Annotated in this window: 9 protein-coding genes and 1 pseudogene; 4 read left to right on the top strand and 6 right to left on the bottom strand. The window is 71.5% G+C overall.

The genetic code is table 11. The annotated features are described in order from the left end of the window. Positions 1–89: 89 nt before the first annotated feature. The 3 genes and pseudogenes from ACWCQS_RS36615 to ACWCQS_RS36605 form a co-directional block, all read left to right on the top strand. Entirely contained in the window at positions 90–1481 is a 1392-nt protein-coding gene (locus ACWCQS_RS36615) for a YibE/F family protein (protein WP_451008480.1), read from the top strand. A 386-nt stretch (positions 1482–1867) separates the two neighbouring features. Further along, the gene (locus ACWCQS_RS36610) at positions 1868–3088 is read left to right on the top strand and encodes a metallophosphoesterase (RefSeq protein WP_451008479.1); all 1221 of its coding nucleotides are present in this window, start codon (positions 1868–1870) and stop codon (positions 3086–3088) included. A gap of 30 nt (positions 3089–3118) precedes the next feature. Continuing rightward, positions 3119–3398: pseudogene (locus tag ACWCQS_RS36605) on the top strand (peptidase S8); the annotation flags it as partial. Positions 3399–3662: 264 nt separating this feature from the next. Here ACWCQS_RS36605 and ACWCQS_RS36600 read toward each other — a convergent pair. The 6 genes from ACWCQS_RS36600 to ACWCQS_RS36575 form a co-directional block, all read right to left on the bottom strand. After that, entirely contained in the window at positions 3663–4151 is a 489-nt protein-coding gene (locus tag ACWCQS_RS36600; protein WP_451008478.1) for a GNAT family N-acetyltransferase, read from the bottom strand. Positions 4152–4778: 627 nt separating this feature from the next. Next, the gene (locus tag ACWCQS_RS36595) at positions 4779–6503 is read right to left on the bottom strand and encodes an acyl-CoA dehydrogenase family protein (protein WP_451008477.1); all 1725 of its coding nucleotides are present in this window, start codon (positions 6501–6503) and stop codon (positions 4779–4781) included. Positions 6504–6599: 96 nt separating this feature from the next. Continuing rightward, positions 6600–7172, bottom strand: coding sequence for a PadR family transcriptional regulator (locus tag ACWCQS_RS36590; protein WP_451008476.1), 573 nt, complete (start codon positions 7170–7172; stop codon positions 6600–6602). Positions 7173–7260: 88 nt separating this feature from the next. Then, positions 7261–8904 carry a hypothetical protein gene (locus tag ACWCQS_RS36585; RefSeq protein ID WP_451008475.1) on the bottom strand — a complete coding sequence of 548 codons (1644 nt, stop codon included), beginning with the start codon at positions 8902–8904 and terminating at the stop codon, positions 7261–7263. 55 nt (positions 8905–8959) lie between these two features. Further along, complete coding sequence (locus ACWCQS_RS36580) at positions 8960–10534, bottom strand: serine/threonine-protein kinase (protein WP_451008474.1); 1575 nt, start codon at positions 10532–10534, stop codon at positions 8960–8962. After that, a complete protein-coding gene (locus ACWCQS_RS36575; protein WP_451008473.1) occupies positions 10531–12261 on the bottom strand; it encodes an FHA domain-containing protein in 1731 nt (576 codons plus the stop codon). Before ACWCQS_RS36575 ends, ACWCQS_RS36580 begins: the two co-directional genes overlap by 4 nt. 116 nt (positions 12262–12377) lie before the next feature. On the opposite strand from ACWCQS_RS36575, the gene ACWCQS_RS36570 reads away from it, so the two are divergent. Then, the gene (locus tag ACWCQS_RS36570) at positions 12378–13631 is read left to right on the top strand and encodes a hypothetical protein (RefSeq protein ID WP_451008472.1); all 1254 of its coding nucleotides are present in this window, start codon (positions 12378–12380) and stop codon (positions 13629–13631) included. Positions 13632–14333 lie beyond the last annotated feature (702 nt).

Genomic DNA, 14333 nt, shown 5'->3' with positions numbered 1-14333 from the left:
CCGAGTCGATACCCCACCCCGGCTACGGGCCCGATGCAGACACGGGTCACATTCCCCCTCCGGCCATAAGCGGCCATGGGCACGCCCCCATGATGGGCAACGGGCCCATCACGGTGACCGATCCCAGACATGGCTCCGACCACCGTCCTGAAGCGGGCACCGACGGTCACGGACACGCGCACACCCACAGCCACGGACCCGCCGCTCCGGTCTCCCGGCACCTGCGCAAGGTCATCGCGGCCATCCTGATCCCCTTCACCGCCGCCGTGGTCGTGGGGCTCGTGGTGCTGTGGCCGGGCGGAGCCCCGCCACACAAGCGCACCGGTGTCGGCTTCGACCAGCAAACCCAGCAGGCCACGGTCACCAAGGTCGTCGAGGTGAGCTGCAAGTCGGTGAACGCCTCCGGCGAGACCCCCACCGGCGACACCTCCACCGCCGAGGGCAACTCGGCACAGCAGGAGACGAGCGGCACCTGCCACAAGGCCACGATCCGGGTCGACACCGGCAAGGACAAGGGCCGCACCTTCACCGAGATCGTGCAGCCCGACCAGGCACGGCAGCTCCACCAGGGCGAGCAGGTCGTCACCGCCTACGAACCCTCCGCGCCCAAGGATCTGCAGTACTCGGTCACCGACGTCAACCGTCGCTTCCCGATGGGCCTGCTCGCCGGCATCTTCGCCCTCGCCGTCGTGGTCGTGGGCCGGCTGCGCGGCGTGATGGCGCTGGTCGCGCTGGCCATCAGCTTCCTGGTGCTGAACTTCTTCATCCTGCCCGCGATCCTGCAGGGCTCGAACCCGCTCCTGGTGGCGGTGGTCGGGTCGAGTGCGATCATGCTGATCGCCCTGTACATGTGCCACGGCCTATCGGCCCGCACCTCGGTGGCCGTGCTCGGCACACTGGTCTCACTGGCACTGATCGGCATCCTCGGCTCCCAGTTCATCGACTGGGCCGCGCTCACCGGCAACACCGACGACCAAACCGGCCTGATCCACGGCCTCTTCCCGAAGCTCGACATGAGCGGCCTGCTGCTCGCCGGCGTCATCATCGGCTCCCTCGGCGTGCTCGACGACGTCACCGTGACCCAGACCTCGGCCGTCTGGGAACTGCACGACGCCAACCCCACGATGGGCTGGCGCGGACTGTACCGGGCAGGCATCCGCATCGGCCGCGACCACATCGCCTCCGTGGTCAACACCCTCGTCCTCGCCTACGCCGGCGCCGCACTCCCCCTCCTGCTCCTCTTCTCCATCGCCCAGAGCGGCGTGAGCACGGTCGCCAACAGCGAACTGGTCGCCGAAGAGATCGTACGCACCCTGGTCGGATCCATCGGACTGGTCGCCTCCGTACCGGTCACCACGCTCCTCGCCGCCCTGGTCGTCTCGGCAGACCGGCCCGGTCCGCAGACAGGCACGACTACACCAGGCGCGCCGGCTACTGGCCGAGCGCCTGCCAGTCGGGGCGGACGTCGACGGAAGCGCTAAGAACGAACTAGGAAGAGGGCAACCGTGGTGGCGCAGACTGGGCACCGGCGGCTGCCCTCGCCATGCTGTACCTCGCGCGCCATGTCAGTTCGCTGCCTGACGAACATGATCTGGCTCCGCTTCGCCGCGTCCAGGACACTTCGGTCAGGCGTGGCATGAGTCAGACCCCGGACCCGGGTACTTCCCGAGCTTCTACGCCTCACCGTTCGAAGCCGCCGCCGCCCCCGGTCAGGAGCAGAGTCACCAACGGCGTGAGCCGGGGGCGAACTCGGAGGCCACCTCGCCACATGGGGCTGCCCACCATGAGCACCCCGTCCGTCCGGCCGCATCGCGACGGCCGGATACAGTGCGCGTGACGGCAGCCTGGTTGCTCAAGGAGGGGAAGCGTGACCGACACCAGCGAAACCCGATCCGCCGAGAGTGCAGCGCACGCGACTCAGCAGACCCGGCTGCACCGCTTCATGCGCTACATCCCCCTGATCGCCCCCGTACTTCTGTGGACCGTGCCCGGCTGGGTGCTCCTGTACACCGGCCAGCACTGGCCGCTCCCTGTCACGCTGGCCGGCACCGGCCTGTTCGTCCTCGGCCTGATCGGTATGCCGCTCGCGATGGTGCGCGGCCACGGCCGGCGCCAGCAGGACTGGGCGGCGATCATCGGTGACACCCTGCTGGGCACGAGCTGGGTTCTTTTCACCTGGTCCGTTCTGCTCGGCGTCTTCTTGCGGCTCGCCCTGACTGTGGCCGGTGTCGGCGAGAGCCAGGACCGGGCCCGACTCGTCACTTGGGCCGTACTGGGCATAACCGCCGTACTGCTCGCCTGGGGGTACGCCGAAGCCCGCCGCGTGCCACGCGTGCGCCGACTCGACGTGCAACTCCCAAGGCTGGGGGCCGGGTTGGACGGCATCCGCGTCGTCCTCATCACCGACACCCACTACGGCCCGCTCGACCGCGCCCGTTGGTCGGCACGGGTCTGCGAGACGGTCAACACCCTGGAAGCCGACGTGGTCTGCCACACCGGAGACATCGCGGACGGCACGGCCGAACGCCGCCGTGCCCAGGCCGCACCACTCGGCACCGTGCGCGCCACCCGGGCCCGGGTCTACGTCACCGGCAACCACGAGTACTACAGCGAGGCCCAGGGCTGGGTCGACCTGATGGACGAGCTGGGCTGGGAGCCGCTGCGCAACCGCCATCTGCTGCTCGAACGCGGAGGCGACACCCTCGTGGTTGCCGGCGTGGATGACGTCACCGCCGAGTCCTCCGGCCTGGCAGGCCACCGCGCCCACCTCGCCGCAGCCCTGCACGGCGCCGACCCCGACCTACCCGTCCTGCTCCTGGCCCACCAGCCCAAGTTCGTCGACCGGGCGGCAGCCGCCGGCATCGACCTCCAGCTCTCCGGCCACACCCACGGCGGCCAGATCTGGCCCTTCCACCACCTGGTCCGCATCGACCAGCCCGCCCTCGCCGGCCTCAGCCACCACGGCACCCGCACCCTCCTCTACACCAGCCGCGGCACCGGCTTCTGGGGCCCGCCCTTCCGCGTCTTCGCCCCCAGCGAGATCACCCTGCTCGTACTCCGCTCCCCGCAGCGGCCACCGACGCCGTAGCGCTGGGCGGGCCGGCGGTTCTGCCTTGAGATGCTGCAGTGCGCCGGCACGCCGAAGAAGGGCTGCGCATCCTGCAACGCCCTGCGCGTCATCAGCGGCACCACCGCCTTCCTGGAAGAGCAGGCGGCGAAGAAGGGATCGCCCCCAGAGCGTCCGGCCGAAAGCCGCCGGGAACTCCCCCACCGGCTACAGCCCCAGCGACCTGCAGTCGGCCTACGGCCTGACCTCCGCCGCCTCCGTCGGCGGCTCCGGCAGGACCATCGCCGTCGTCGATGCCTACGACGATCCGAACGCCGAGTCGGACCTGGCCGACACCCACGACAGTCAGGCTCTGATGCCCCTGTCCAAAGCCTCCCGCCGCGCTGACGGTGACTCTCGATCGTGTGTGGAACGAGTCGAGGTGTACGTGATTTCGATGGCCCTGGGAGTGCCGGAGGCGAGGAAGTCGCCGGGAGAGGCCGCTGGCGCAGGCGATCCCCCCGCCAGGGCAGAGGCAGCGCGCTGCGTCCAGCGGCTCCCGCATGCCGGCCACCCATGCAGGCGAAGCCGGTGCCCCGCCAACCGGCACACCGCGTCATTCCGAAGGAATGCGAAACTCGAATTCGGGACGGTCCCACGGCACGGCGGGCGGGTTCGCGAATGCTGTCCCGGTCCGCACTGCACCGACACGGTGGTAGAAGTCCTGGGCGGGAACATGCGACACGACCTTGAGACGGTCGAGCCCGGCGGCACGGGCCTCGGACTGCATGTGCGCCACGAGCAGCCGTCCAATACCCCGTCGTTGCGCTTCGTCGGCGACGAACAGCAGGTCGAGCTCCGGTGGCGCGAGGACGAGCGAGTAGAACCCGAGGACCCGGCCTCCATGCTCGTCGGCGCCGACGGCCACAAAGGTGCGGTGGGCCTCGATGTAATCAGGACCGACCCGGTAGCCCGCGACTGCGGCTGCGTACTTACCCTCGTAGGCGCCTGAGCCACGCACGAGCCGCGTGAGCCGTTTGGCATCCCGGGCGACGGCCCTCCGTATCGTGATCGGCTGGCTGATCGGGGAAGTGCGTGAACTCATCGGGAGAGTATTTCGCACCGGGGAGTGCCTTCCTGCGGCGGGTCGGCTGCTTGGGCAGGCGTTCCTGCACTGCTCCCGGGAACCACTCGTGCGAGCGCAACCGATCTCACGCCGAAGCCGCGCCGGAGCGCTGCGGTGCGGCTCGGGCGTCTCACGGCTCCGCGCGGAGGTCCCGGTCAGGGGCTACTGGTCCGAGAGCGTCCGCCCAGTTCGTGATAGCGGGTGATACGGCGAGACCCGCCAGAAACCCTTCCGGCGGTCCCTACGATCTGTGTCAGGTCGGACCGTCGCGGGCCCAGGGCCTGCGGCCGGCGCCCACTTCTTGGGACGGGGTACGCCGGAGGGCGAAGATCTTGGAGCCGAAAGCATCCTCTGCGATGCCGGCTGAGCGCCCGCTTCAGTCACTCAGCGTTCCTGCGACAGCGCCAGATTGCGCCTCTCCGCCGTCCACGAGGGCAGGGGGGTGATCGGTCACCAGCCCACGAGGGCGCCACATCGACCTGCTCCGCCGTGCCGTGGCCGCGCGTCCGGCGACACCGTCGCGGCTGCGCGGCACACGGGGCTGAACCCTGACCGACCGGTGGCCGGGCCCACACGGCCCGGCCACCGGTGATGCTTACGGCGCGTCTACGGGGCCATCTCGTACGCGCCGGACAGCGCCTCGACCCGCTGCCAGACCCGTTCCGTGCGAGCCGCGTCGACGACCGGCCGCCGGACCGCACCCAGCGCCCAGTCCTGCTGCGCTTCAGTCGCCGAGTCCTTGCCGTGCAGTTCGACGGCGTGCGCGGAGAAGTCCCGCACGAGGACGGCGAAGAGTTCGTCGAGCACGTCCTCGTCGAGTCCGGTCAAGGCGGCCTGCTCCAGGACGAGCTGCCCGTGCACGACGAGGGCAAAGAGCTGACCGACCGCTAGGAGGAGGTCGAGGTCGCGGCTCTGCTCCGCGTCGGGGGCGGCCGTGGCGACGAACACGCTGAGCGCGTCGGCCTGTTCGCGGAAGCGGGTCACATTGGGCAGGTGCGGGTACGTGTCGAAGGCGGGCCGCCAGTCGTGGAAACGCACCGCGCCGAGGCCGCGGGCCGGTCCCTGCCGGAACAGGAAGTCGTCGTCGGCCGCGTCCAGGCGGGTCGGCACGGCGGGGTACTCGACCGGGTCGAGGAGGTGACTGCGCATGAACTTCAGGATCAACGCAAGGTTGACGTGGACCGTACCCTCCAGCTTCGGCAGACCGCGGATCTCCACGGCCGCCTGGCCGAAGTAGTTGTCCTTCTCGAAGCCCTTGGCCGCGATGACGTCCCACATCAGGTCGATGACCTTTTCGCCCTCCGTGGTCACCTTCATCTTCGTCATCGGGTTGAAGAGGAGGTAGCGGCGGTCGTCCGGGCCGGCGGAGCGGAAGTAGTCGACGGCGCGGTCGCTGAAGAACTTCATTCCGACGAGCCTGACGTACGCGTCGGTCAACTCGCGCCGCACGTGCGGAAAGCTGGTGACGGGACGGTCGTAGAGAATGCGGTTGTGGGCGTGGGTGACAGCCTCGTACATCGCGTGCTCACAGATGCCGATCGAGGCGGTGCACAGGTTGAACTTGCCTACGTTGACCGTGTTGAGGGCGGCGTCGAAGGCGGCGCGGCCGGTGTGCAGGACGTCCGCGGCCGCTACGGGATAGTCCTCCAGGCGGAACTCGCTGACGAACTTCGAGGAGTCGACGACGTTCTTGACCAGGTGGTAGGCCGGGTGACGGCTGTCGGCGGCGAAGAAGACGTAGCCGTCGGGCCCATCGACGTCGGTCCGGCGGCCGAAGACGGAGACGAGTCCGGCGGCGTTGCCGTTGCCGATGTAGTACTTGGAACCGGTGGCCCGGAAGCCGCCGTTGCCGTCCGGCTCCAGCAGCATGTCGGTGGAGTAGATGTCGGCGCCGTGGGCCTTCTCGGACAGGCCGAACGCGAACACCTCTCCGCGCGTGAGAAGTTCCGCGGCGCGCAAGCGGGCGGCGGCGTTGTCGCTCTGCCAGACCGGGCCGAGTCCGAGGATCGTGACCTGCCAGGCGTACCAGTAGTCCAGGCCGTAGAAGCCCAGGATCTCGTTGAGCGCGGCGATGCGGGCGGTGTCCCACCGCTTGTCCGGTTCACCCTCCCCCGCGGCGGACGACGGCGTCAGGAAGGTGGCGAACAGGTTCTCCTTCGCTGCGAAGGCGAGGAAGTCGCCGAGCCACGCACGGGTCCGGTAGTCCTCGATCAGCCGCCCCTTTCCGCGCTCCTCGAACCAGTCGACGGTGGCACGCAGCAAGCGGCGCGTCTCGGGGTCGAAGTGCGCGGGGTCGTAGGTGCGCGGGTTGAACAGCAGCTGGTCAGCCATGGTGAGGACGCCTTTCGGCTGGTGGACGGGGGGAATCGGAACTCTGTACGGCTGGACTGGCAGGATCGGGAGGACCTGCGGAGGGTGCGGCGGCGATCAGCGGCACGGACCGAACCGAGCCAGCGTGGCAAGGACGTCGTCCAGCCAGTCGATCATCATCCGCTCGTACGCGATGCCGCCGCGCAGTACGACGTGCTGGAGCTCCCGCTCCGCGTCGAGCGGTCCCTGCGGACCGGCCGTGTCTGCCTCGGTCCCCGTGAAGTCCCGCGCCTCTCCTGCCAGATAGTGCGCCAGCCGGTCCCGGTGCGCCTGCCGGTGCCGCTCCACCTCGCGGATCAGGGCGGCAGGGTCGTCGAAGGCGGCGCCCCGGATCTTCACGGCCAGGTCGTGGCGGACACTCTCCGGCTCGATCGGATCGTGCAACCAGGACGACAGCGCCGCCCGGCCGAGGTCGGCGACGCTGTATTCCTTCTTGTCCGGCCGGCCCTGCTGCGGGATGTCCCTGGCGTCGACCCAACCGTCGTTCTCCATGCGCTTGAGCACGCGATAGATCTGTTGGTGGGTCGCGGTCCAGAAGTAGCCGATGGACCGCTCGAAACGCCGTGCCAGCTCGTAGCCGGATCCCGGCTTCTCCAGGAGCGACACCAAAATCGTGTGTTCGAGCGCCATGCCGCCGATCCTTCTATGCAACTCGTTGCATAGCAAGCCTTCCCCGCTCCGATGCGACGCGGCTCACTGGGCAACACGGCGGTGGCTCTCAAGGACAGACGTAGCTGAAGCTCGCCTTCGCCTCCATCGGGGCCGACTGGCGCGAGATCCTCAGGCGGGCGGTCCCCCGGAAGCGACCCGAACCGCGGACCGTCCAGCGCAAGTGCACCCTGACCCGGCGCTCACCGCGGTGGGCGCTGCGTATCAGCTCGCCCGAGTCCTGACCGTCCGCGCGCAGCCACCGGTATGTGACAGGGCCGCCGTGCCCGTCGGTGGTGACGACACCTATCAGGTCGGCCGTCTGATCGCAGTGCAACGGCCCGGCGGGGGCCTGGACCTGCACGGCGACGACCGCGGGAGCGGGGGCCGGGCGCAGCAGCAGCCAGAGCAGGACGGCGGCGATCGCGACGACGGCGGTGCTGACGATCCATCCCCGGCGTCTGCGGCGCGAGCGTGGGGAGGTGGCTGCCGCTGCCTCGGACCGCCATCGTGCACGCAGGGCGTCCTGATCCTCCGAGGGAACCCCGGGCCCGAACCGGAGCAGGATCTCGCCGCAGTCCTCCCCTGCCGCCACCGGAAGCGAGGTGGCACGGTTGCGCTTGCCGAGGACGGTCGCCTGAGTGTCCGGGTCGGTGGGACGGCGAGCGCGGCCGACCGTGGTGACCTGGTCGGCGACGGCTGGTGGGTGAGGTCCGGGGGCGGGCAGGGGAACTCGCGGGTCCGGGCCCGCGGCGCTGTGGGCGCGGGCCGCCGTGGCGAGTTGGTCGGCGGTGGCTGAAGGGTGGGACGCGCGGTCGGGCGCGGAAGCAGGGTGTTCGGGGGCGGTGGGGCGGGGAGCGGGGTCAGCCGGCGCCGGGTGACGGTTCGTCGGTGGAGTCGGGCGATCGGGAGCCACTGCAACGGACGGTGTCGGTCCCTTCGGCGGTGCGAACTCCGGGGTCGACGCGGCAGTCGCCGCGCGCAGCGCCGTGCGGCGCAGGAAGTCCGCCGGGAGTGCCGCGCGCCCGCCCACCAGGGCGGCCCTGGCCGCCGCCAGCCCCTCCGACTCGGCGGTGGCGGAGCAGCGGGCGACCAGGTCCGCCGCGGGGGTTCCGGGCTGCGTCCAGGCGGCGCCGAGGGTGCGGGCCAGGGCAGCCCAGGCAGCCGTGTCGCCTGCCTGGCGGGCGGCGTGCGGCGTGTCACCCGACACCCGTACCGCGGCCGCGTCGCCCAGCACCATGCCCAGCTCCGCCTCGGCCAGCAGGGCGACCCCGTCCGGGGCCATCACGACGGTGTCGGGGCCGAGTGAGCCGTGGGTCAAGCCTGCCGTGTGCAGGGCGAGGAGGGTCTGGGCGGTCTCGTTGAGGATGCTGGCCACGCTGCCCGCGTCCGGGCGAGGGCCGTTGGCCGACGCCAGGACGTCGGCCAGCGTGGGGGCCGGTGGCCGGGCCGTCAGCAACCACACCTCACCGGCCTCGGCCACGAGGTCGACCGTGCCGAGCAGGCCGGGCAGCCTGAGCTTCGCCGTGGTGAGCACCACCGCCGCCAGGCGCTCACGCGTGCCTTCGGGCGCCAGCAGGGCGCGGTCGATGCGCAGCGCGCCGAGGGTGGGCTCGCCGGACCGGGCGGGGAGCAGGGCATGCCAGGTGCCGTGGCGCGTGTGCCGTGACCAGCCGGACAGGGGGCGGCCGGCCACTGTGGTGGCTGTCGTCATGTCGATCCGTTCTCGTCGCGGCAGGGGGTGGCTCTCGGGTCCGCCGGGGCCATGGTCAGCACGGCGGTGCGTCCAGGGAGGCCGTCTGGGGACCGTTCGCTGCCGCCGGGTCGCTGCTGAGCGTGACCTCCCAGGTGCCCCGGCACGGGTGGTTGGAGAAGTCGGCCTCGAAGGTCAGGTCGTACCGCGTACTCCCGGACAAGGGCTGGGATTGGGAGCCGTACGGGTCGGCGGGTGTGTCGACGTAGTAGTTCGCGGTGACGGTCAGCGGACCGGTGCCCGTCGTCTGGACCGACACCGCCGCGATGAGCGTGCCCGGTTTCTGTCCGCGCTGCCAGGAGCCGATGGTGAGGGTGACCGTGCCGGGGGTGGCCGCGCTCGGGGACGCGGTGGCCGGCGGCTCGGCCGGTGCGGTCGTCTCCGTGGACGGCGTCGGCGAGGGCGACGGGCTGTCCGAGGGCGTGACGGAGGGCGGTGGGTCGGCCGTGGGCGGGGCGACGGCGGGCGAGATGGATGCGGAAGGTGAAGCGCCCGGCTTGGTGGGCGAGTCGACCGGTGACGGGGATGACGGGGTCGAACTCGCCACCGTCGTCGACGTGTCGTGCGGGCGGCCCGTCGCGTACGTCGCTCCGCCCGCGACGACCGCCAGCGCGGCCACCCCACCGGTCGCCGCCTTCCACCCCCCTCGTTTCAGTCGGCCCAGCAGGGTCAGCGCACTGGCCGAGCCGTCGAGCGCGGCGGTCGTGGTGAACGGGAACAACAGGGCGAGCAGCGCGGCGAGTTCGGCCAGTCTGCGACGGCCGCGCTCCTCCCAGCCGGCGCCATAGCCTTCGGTGGCTGACCGTTCCAGGTCGGCGAGGAACGTCTCGACGTCCGGCCGGTCCGCCGGGTCCTTCGCAAGGCCCGCGCGCAGCAGCACACGCACCGGCGCGGGTACGTCGTCCAGCGGGGCCGGTGCGCGCAGGTGCTGCAGGCGCAGCGCGGTCACATCCCCGCCGGGGAACGGCCGCCGGCCGGTCAGGCACTCGAAGAACACCACCGACGCCGCGTAGACGTCGGCCGCCGGGCCGGCGGGCTCGCCGTTCCACTGCTCCGGCGCCATATAGGCGGGCGTGCCCGCGGCCTCGGTCTCCCGGCCGTCGCGCACCGCGATGCCGAAGTCGGCGAGCGCGCTGGTGCCGTCGGCGCGGACCAGGACGTTCTCCGGCTTGTAGTCGCGGTGCACCACCCCGGCCGTGTGGGCCGCGCCCAGCCCGAGCAGGGAGCCCTTGAGCAGGACGAGCGCGGCCTCGGGGCCGGTCGCCCCGTGCCGGCGCAGCAGGTGGCGCAGGCTGACGCCGTCCACCGCCTCCATCACGATCGCGGCACCGGCGCGTGCCTCGATGTACTCGTACAGCCGCACCACGCACGGGTGCCGCAGCTCGCCGAGCAGCCGGGCCTCGGCCCGGAAACGGGCCAGGAAATCGCGGTCCGCGCGCAGGCGCTCGCTCAGGTACTTGACGGCGACGGGCACGCCGGTCGCGGTGTGCCGGGCGAGGACGACCCGGCCGCCTGCTCCCTCGCCGAGCGTGCGGACGGCCTCGTAGCCGGGTACGGCCCAGCCGCCGTCGGCGTGCGTGTCCTGGGTCATGCCGTCCCCTCCACCGGCGCGGGGAGCCCGGCGCCCTGCGGTACGTCCTTCGCGCCCCGCCGGCGCCGTACCCGGCGCAGCAGCCAGCGCACGGGCGCGGCCCACACCGGGAAGGCGACCAGGGCGACCACGGCCGCCTCGATCACCGTGGTCCACGGCTCGGCCAGCCGGCCCTCGAGCAGGTCGCCGATCCGGGAGCGCCAGGCCAGCAGGGCGAGGGTGAGGAAGCCGTAGGTGCCCACGACGACCGCGAGGCCATAGGCGGCCATGCCCGCCTGGCGCGGGCCGGGCCGCTTGCCCGCGCGCAGGTCTCGCCACAGGCCCGTGCGGAAGTAGGCGCTCGCCTCCTCGCGCAGCCGGGGCACCCGCAGGGCGTCGGTCAGCGCCTGGTAACCGTCCAGCGGCATCAGCGGGTTGAAGTTGTAGAGGGTGTTCAGGTAGAGGCCGAAGGCGAGGTGGTAGAGGATGGCCGAGACGGGGCCCGCGGGCAGCACGGCCGCGCCCGTGGCGCACCAGCCGGCCAGCGCCGCTGTGGACAGCGGCCCGGACAGGGCCACCACGACCCGTGACCAGCGGGAGCCGAACCACATGTCGCTGGTGTCCACGAACGCGAACGGCATGCCCATCATCAGCAGGAACCCGCCGCGCCGGACCTTGCGGCCGTACGACTTCACGGCCAGCGCGTGCGTCAGCTCGTGGACGAGCAGCGCGGTCACGTATCCGGCGGCCAGCAGGACCGGGCCCCACACGCCCGCTCCGCCGAAGTCGAGCAGGTGGTGCCGGCCCTGGGCGGCGAAGAACGCGACGAGGCCGCCGGCGACCGACAGCCAGGCGAGCAGCACCCCGGTCCGGGTGAACAGCCGCCAGCCGAAGGCCCGGTAGAGCCGGGTCACCAGTCGGTCGAGACCTGGGACGGACACCTCCAGCTTGAGCAGCGCCCGGTACATGGCACTCGCCGCGCGCCGCCAGCCCTTCGGCCGCTCCTCCTCCGGCCGGCCGGGCAGACCGCGCAGCAACCCGGCTTCCGCGAACGCGGCCAGCGCGGACTCGATGCGGGGCAGGGCGAGTTCGCCGTAGCGGTCGGCGTAGGCGAACAGCAGGTCCCGTACGGTGTTGTCACCGTCGACGGCGTGCCAGAGGAAAACCTGGCGCTCGTCCAGTTCCAGATAGCGGCCGGTGCGGGTGCTGCTGAGCACCCAGCGGGGGGCGCCGCGTTCGGTGGGGACCTGCTTGAGGGCCCAGCCGGAACGCCGTCGGGGGCGCGCGGTGAGCGGGCCGTTCGCCTCCGGGGCCTCCTCCCCTCCGGCGGTGGGCAGATGGGTCAGCTGGGTGCCGACGACCATTGTGCGGGAGCCGATCCGGGCGTCGCGGGGCTGCTCGAACACCAGGCGTACGTCACCGACGGACAGTTCGGTGCCGTCGGTGAGGCCGGCCGCGCCACCGTGCAGCTCGACACCGCCGACCGCGATGCCGTTGAAGGAGTCCAGGTCCTCGATCCGGAAACCCTCGGCGGTGCGGACGATACGGGCGTGGCGGCGCGAGACGCTGCCGTCGGACAGGACGACGTCGTTGTCCTCGCCCCGGCCCAGCATGGTGACAGGTCCGGTCAACGCGACGAGCAGGGTGGCGTCGTCGAGGCCGCGCAGCTGGGGCGCGGCGTACGACGTCGGTGCGGCACCCCGGCGCGGGGTGCCGCAGTGCAGGCAGTACGGGAAGTCGCGCCGCACGTGGACGCGGCAGAGATGGCAGAGCATTCGGTGGCTCAGCCCGCGCCGGAACCGCTGGCGAAGGTTCCTCCGTCGAAGCCGGCGTCGGCTTCCGCGGCGGGGCCGGAGTCCGGCAGGTGCGTGGCGGCGTTTCCGAGGCCGGAGGCGGGCAGGCCACCCTGGACGATGATGTGATCACCGCTGCCACCCTCGCCCGAGGCGGGCAGGCCGCCCTGGACGATGATGCGATTACCACCGCCGGGCTCACCGAAACCGCCGGGACGCCGACCGATGTTCTCCTGGCTGCCTCCGCCGTTTCCGTCGCCCCCGCTGTCACCGCCACCATGGCCACCGCCACCGCTGGGACGGTTGGTGTTCTCCGGGTCACCACCACCCTCACCACCACCGCCACCACCGTCGCCACCACCATGGCCACCACCGCCGCTGGGACGGTTGGTGTTCTCCGGATCACCACCACCCTCACCACCACCGCCACCACCGTCGCCACCACCATGGCCACCGCCACCACTGGGACGGTTGGTGTTCTCCGGGTCACCACCACCCTCACCACCACCGCCACCGCTGTCACCGCCGCCATGGCCACCGCCACCACTGGGACGGTTGGTGTTCTCCGGGTCACCACCACCCTCACCACCACCGCCACCGCCACCGCCACCATCGCCGCCGTCGCGGTCGTAGATGCCCCCATGACCGAAGTGACCGGCGTCACTACCGCCTTCACCGCCTACACCGCCGAAGCCGCCGTCCCCACCGGCACCGCCGAAGCCGCCATGGCCACCGAGATCACCGAACCCACCATCGCCGAGACCGCCGCCACCGAGGCCGCCGTCACCGAACCCACCATGGCCGAACCCACCGGCGCCCAGCCCCCCGTCACCGAAGCCACCGTCGCCACCGCCGCCGAACCCGCCGAAGCCTCCCTCGGCTCCGCCGAACCCGCCGTCGCCCCCGGCGCCGAAGTCGCCGAAGCCCCCTTCGGCACCGCCGCCGACCTGCCCACCGAGCCCGCCGAGGTCCGCGCCCATACCCGCGTTCCCGTGCTCGTCAAAACCGCCGAAGCCGCCGAAGTCCCCGAAATCTCCGAAATCTCCGAAATCTCCGAACTGTCCCTGGCCACCGGCCGGTTCGAGGGGCGACTGGTCCAGCAGCGGGCCGCCGAGCAGGCTGTGGGAGCCGGTCGACGCCACGTCGACACCGCCGACGCCCCCTTGACCCGCGCCCGGATCCGGCAGCTCCGACGAGTGGCCGGCGGAGGCCGGGCCCCCGGTGTCGTGGTCGCCGGAGACCTGGTCCGTCGGAACGGCGTGGGTCGCGGAGACGTCATGCGTAGCTGCGGAGACGTGGTCCGCCCGTACGGCATGGCCGGTTGATGCGGCGTGGTCGGCCGGGACGTCGTGGTGCGCCAGCGCATGCGCCGCACTTCCGAAGAACAGGGACGACTTGGACAGCCGTGGGTCGAGAGCGGCCGGTCCCCCGTCGGTGCCGGACTCGACGCGGAGGGAGCGGAGTTCGGCGACCTGCGCGGGCGACAGGCCGAGTCTTCGCGCCACCTCGTCGGTGTCGCCGTCGAGTTCGGCACGGAAGGCCGGGTCGACGGCCAGGCGGGTCAGGGCAGCACGATATGCGTCGTCGGTCATGGTTCGGTCTCCGTCGGTCAGCGGGCATTGATGCCGATCGCGACGGAGCCGAGGATCCCCCCTGGTCGGCGGCAACTGCCATTTCCGGCCATCCCCGCCGATACCTGCAGAACACGTTATAGAGGCTTGGCACGGGCAAAGCAAGAGCAGCCGAGCAGGGCGGTTGACTGGTGCCGGGCGCCCAGCCGCGTCGCGTGCTCACCGATCGGATATGGCCATCGCCCCACCGGCATGTCGACGAAATACCGAACAGCCGGAGCCTCCCCTGTCAGCCCTTCCTCCCCGGCGGAAGCGATCGACCCACTTCGCGATGACCCGTCGGCCGCCGAAAACACGCCGCCTAAGACATCGTTTCCTATGGCTGTCGGCAGGCAGTTGACAGACGAGACCGGAGCGATGTCAGAGTCTGCAGTTAGGGTTCGCGTCCATGGGCAT

The sequence above is a fragment of the Streptomyces sp. NPDC002076 genome (assembly GCF_053593835.1).
The sequence above is the reverse complement of the archived record's forward strand: the minus strand, read 5'-3'. Positions and strand labels throughout refer to the sequence as shown.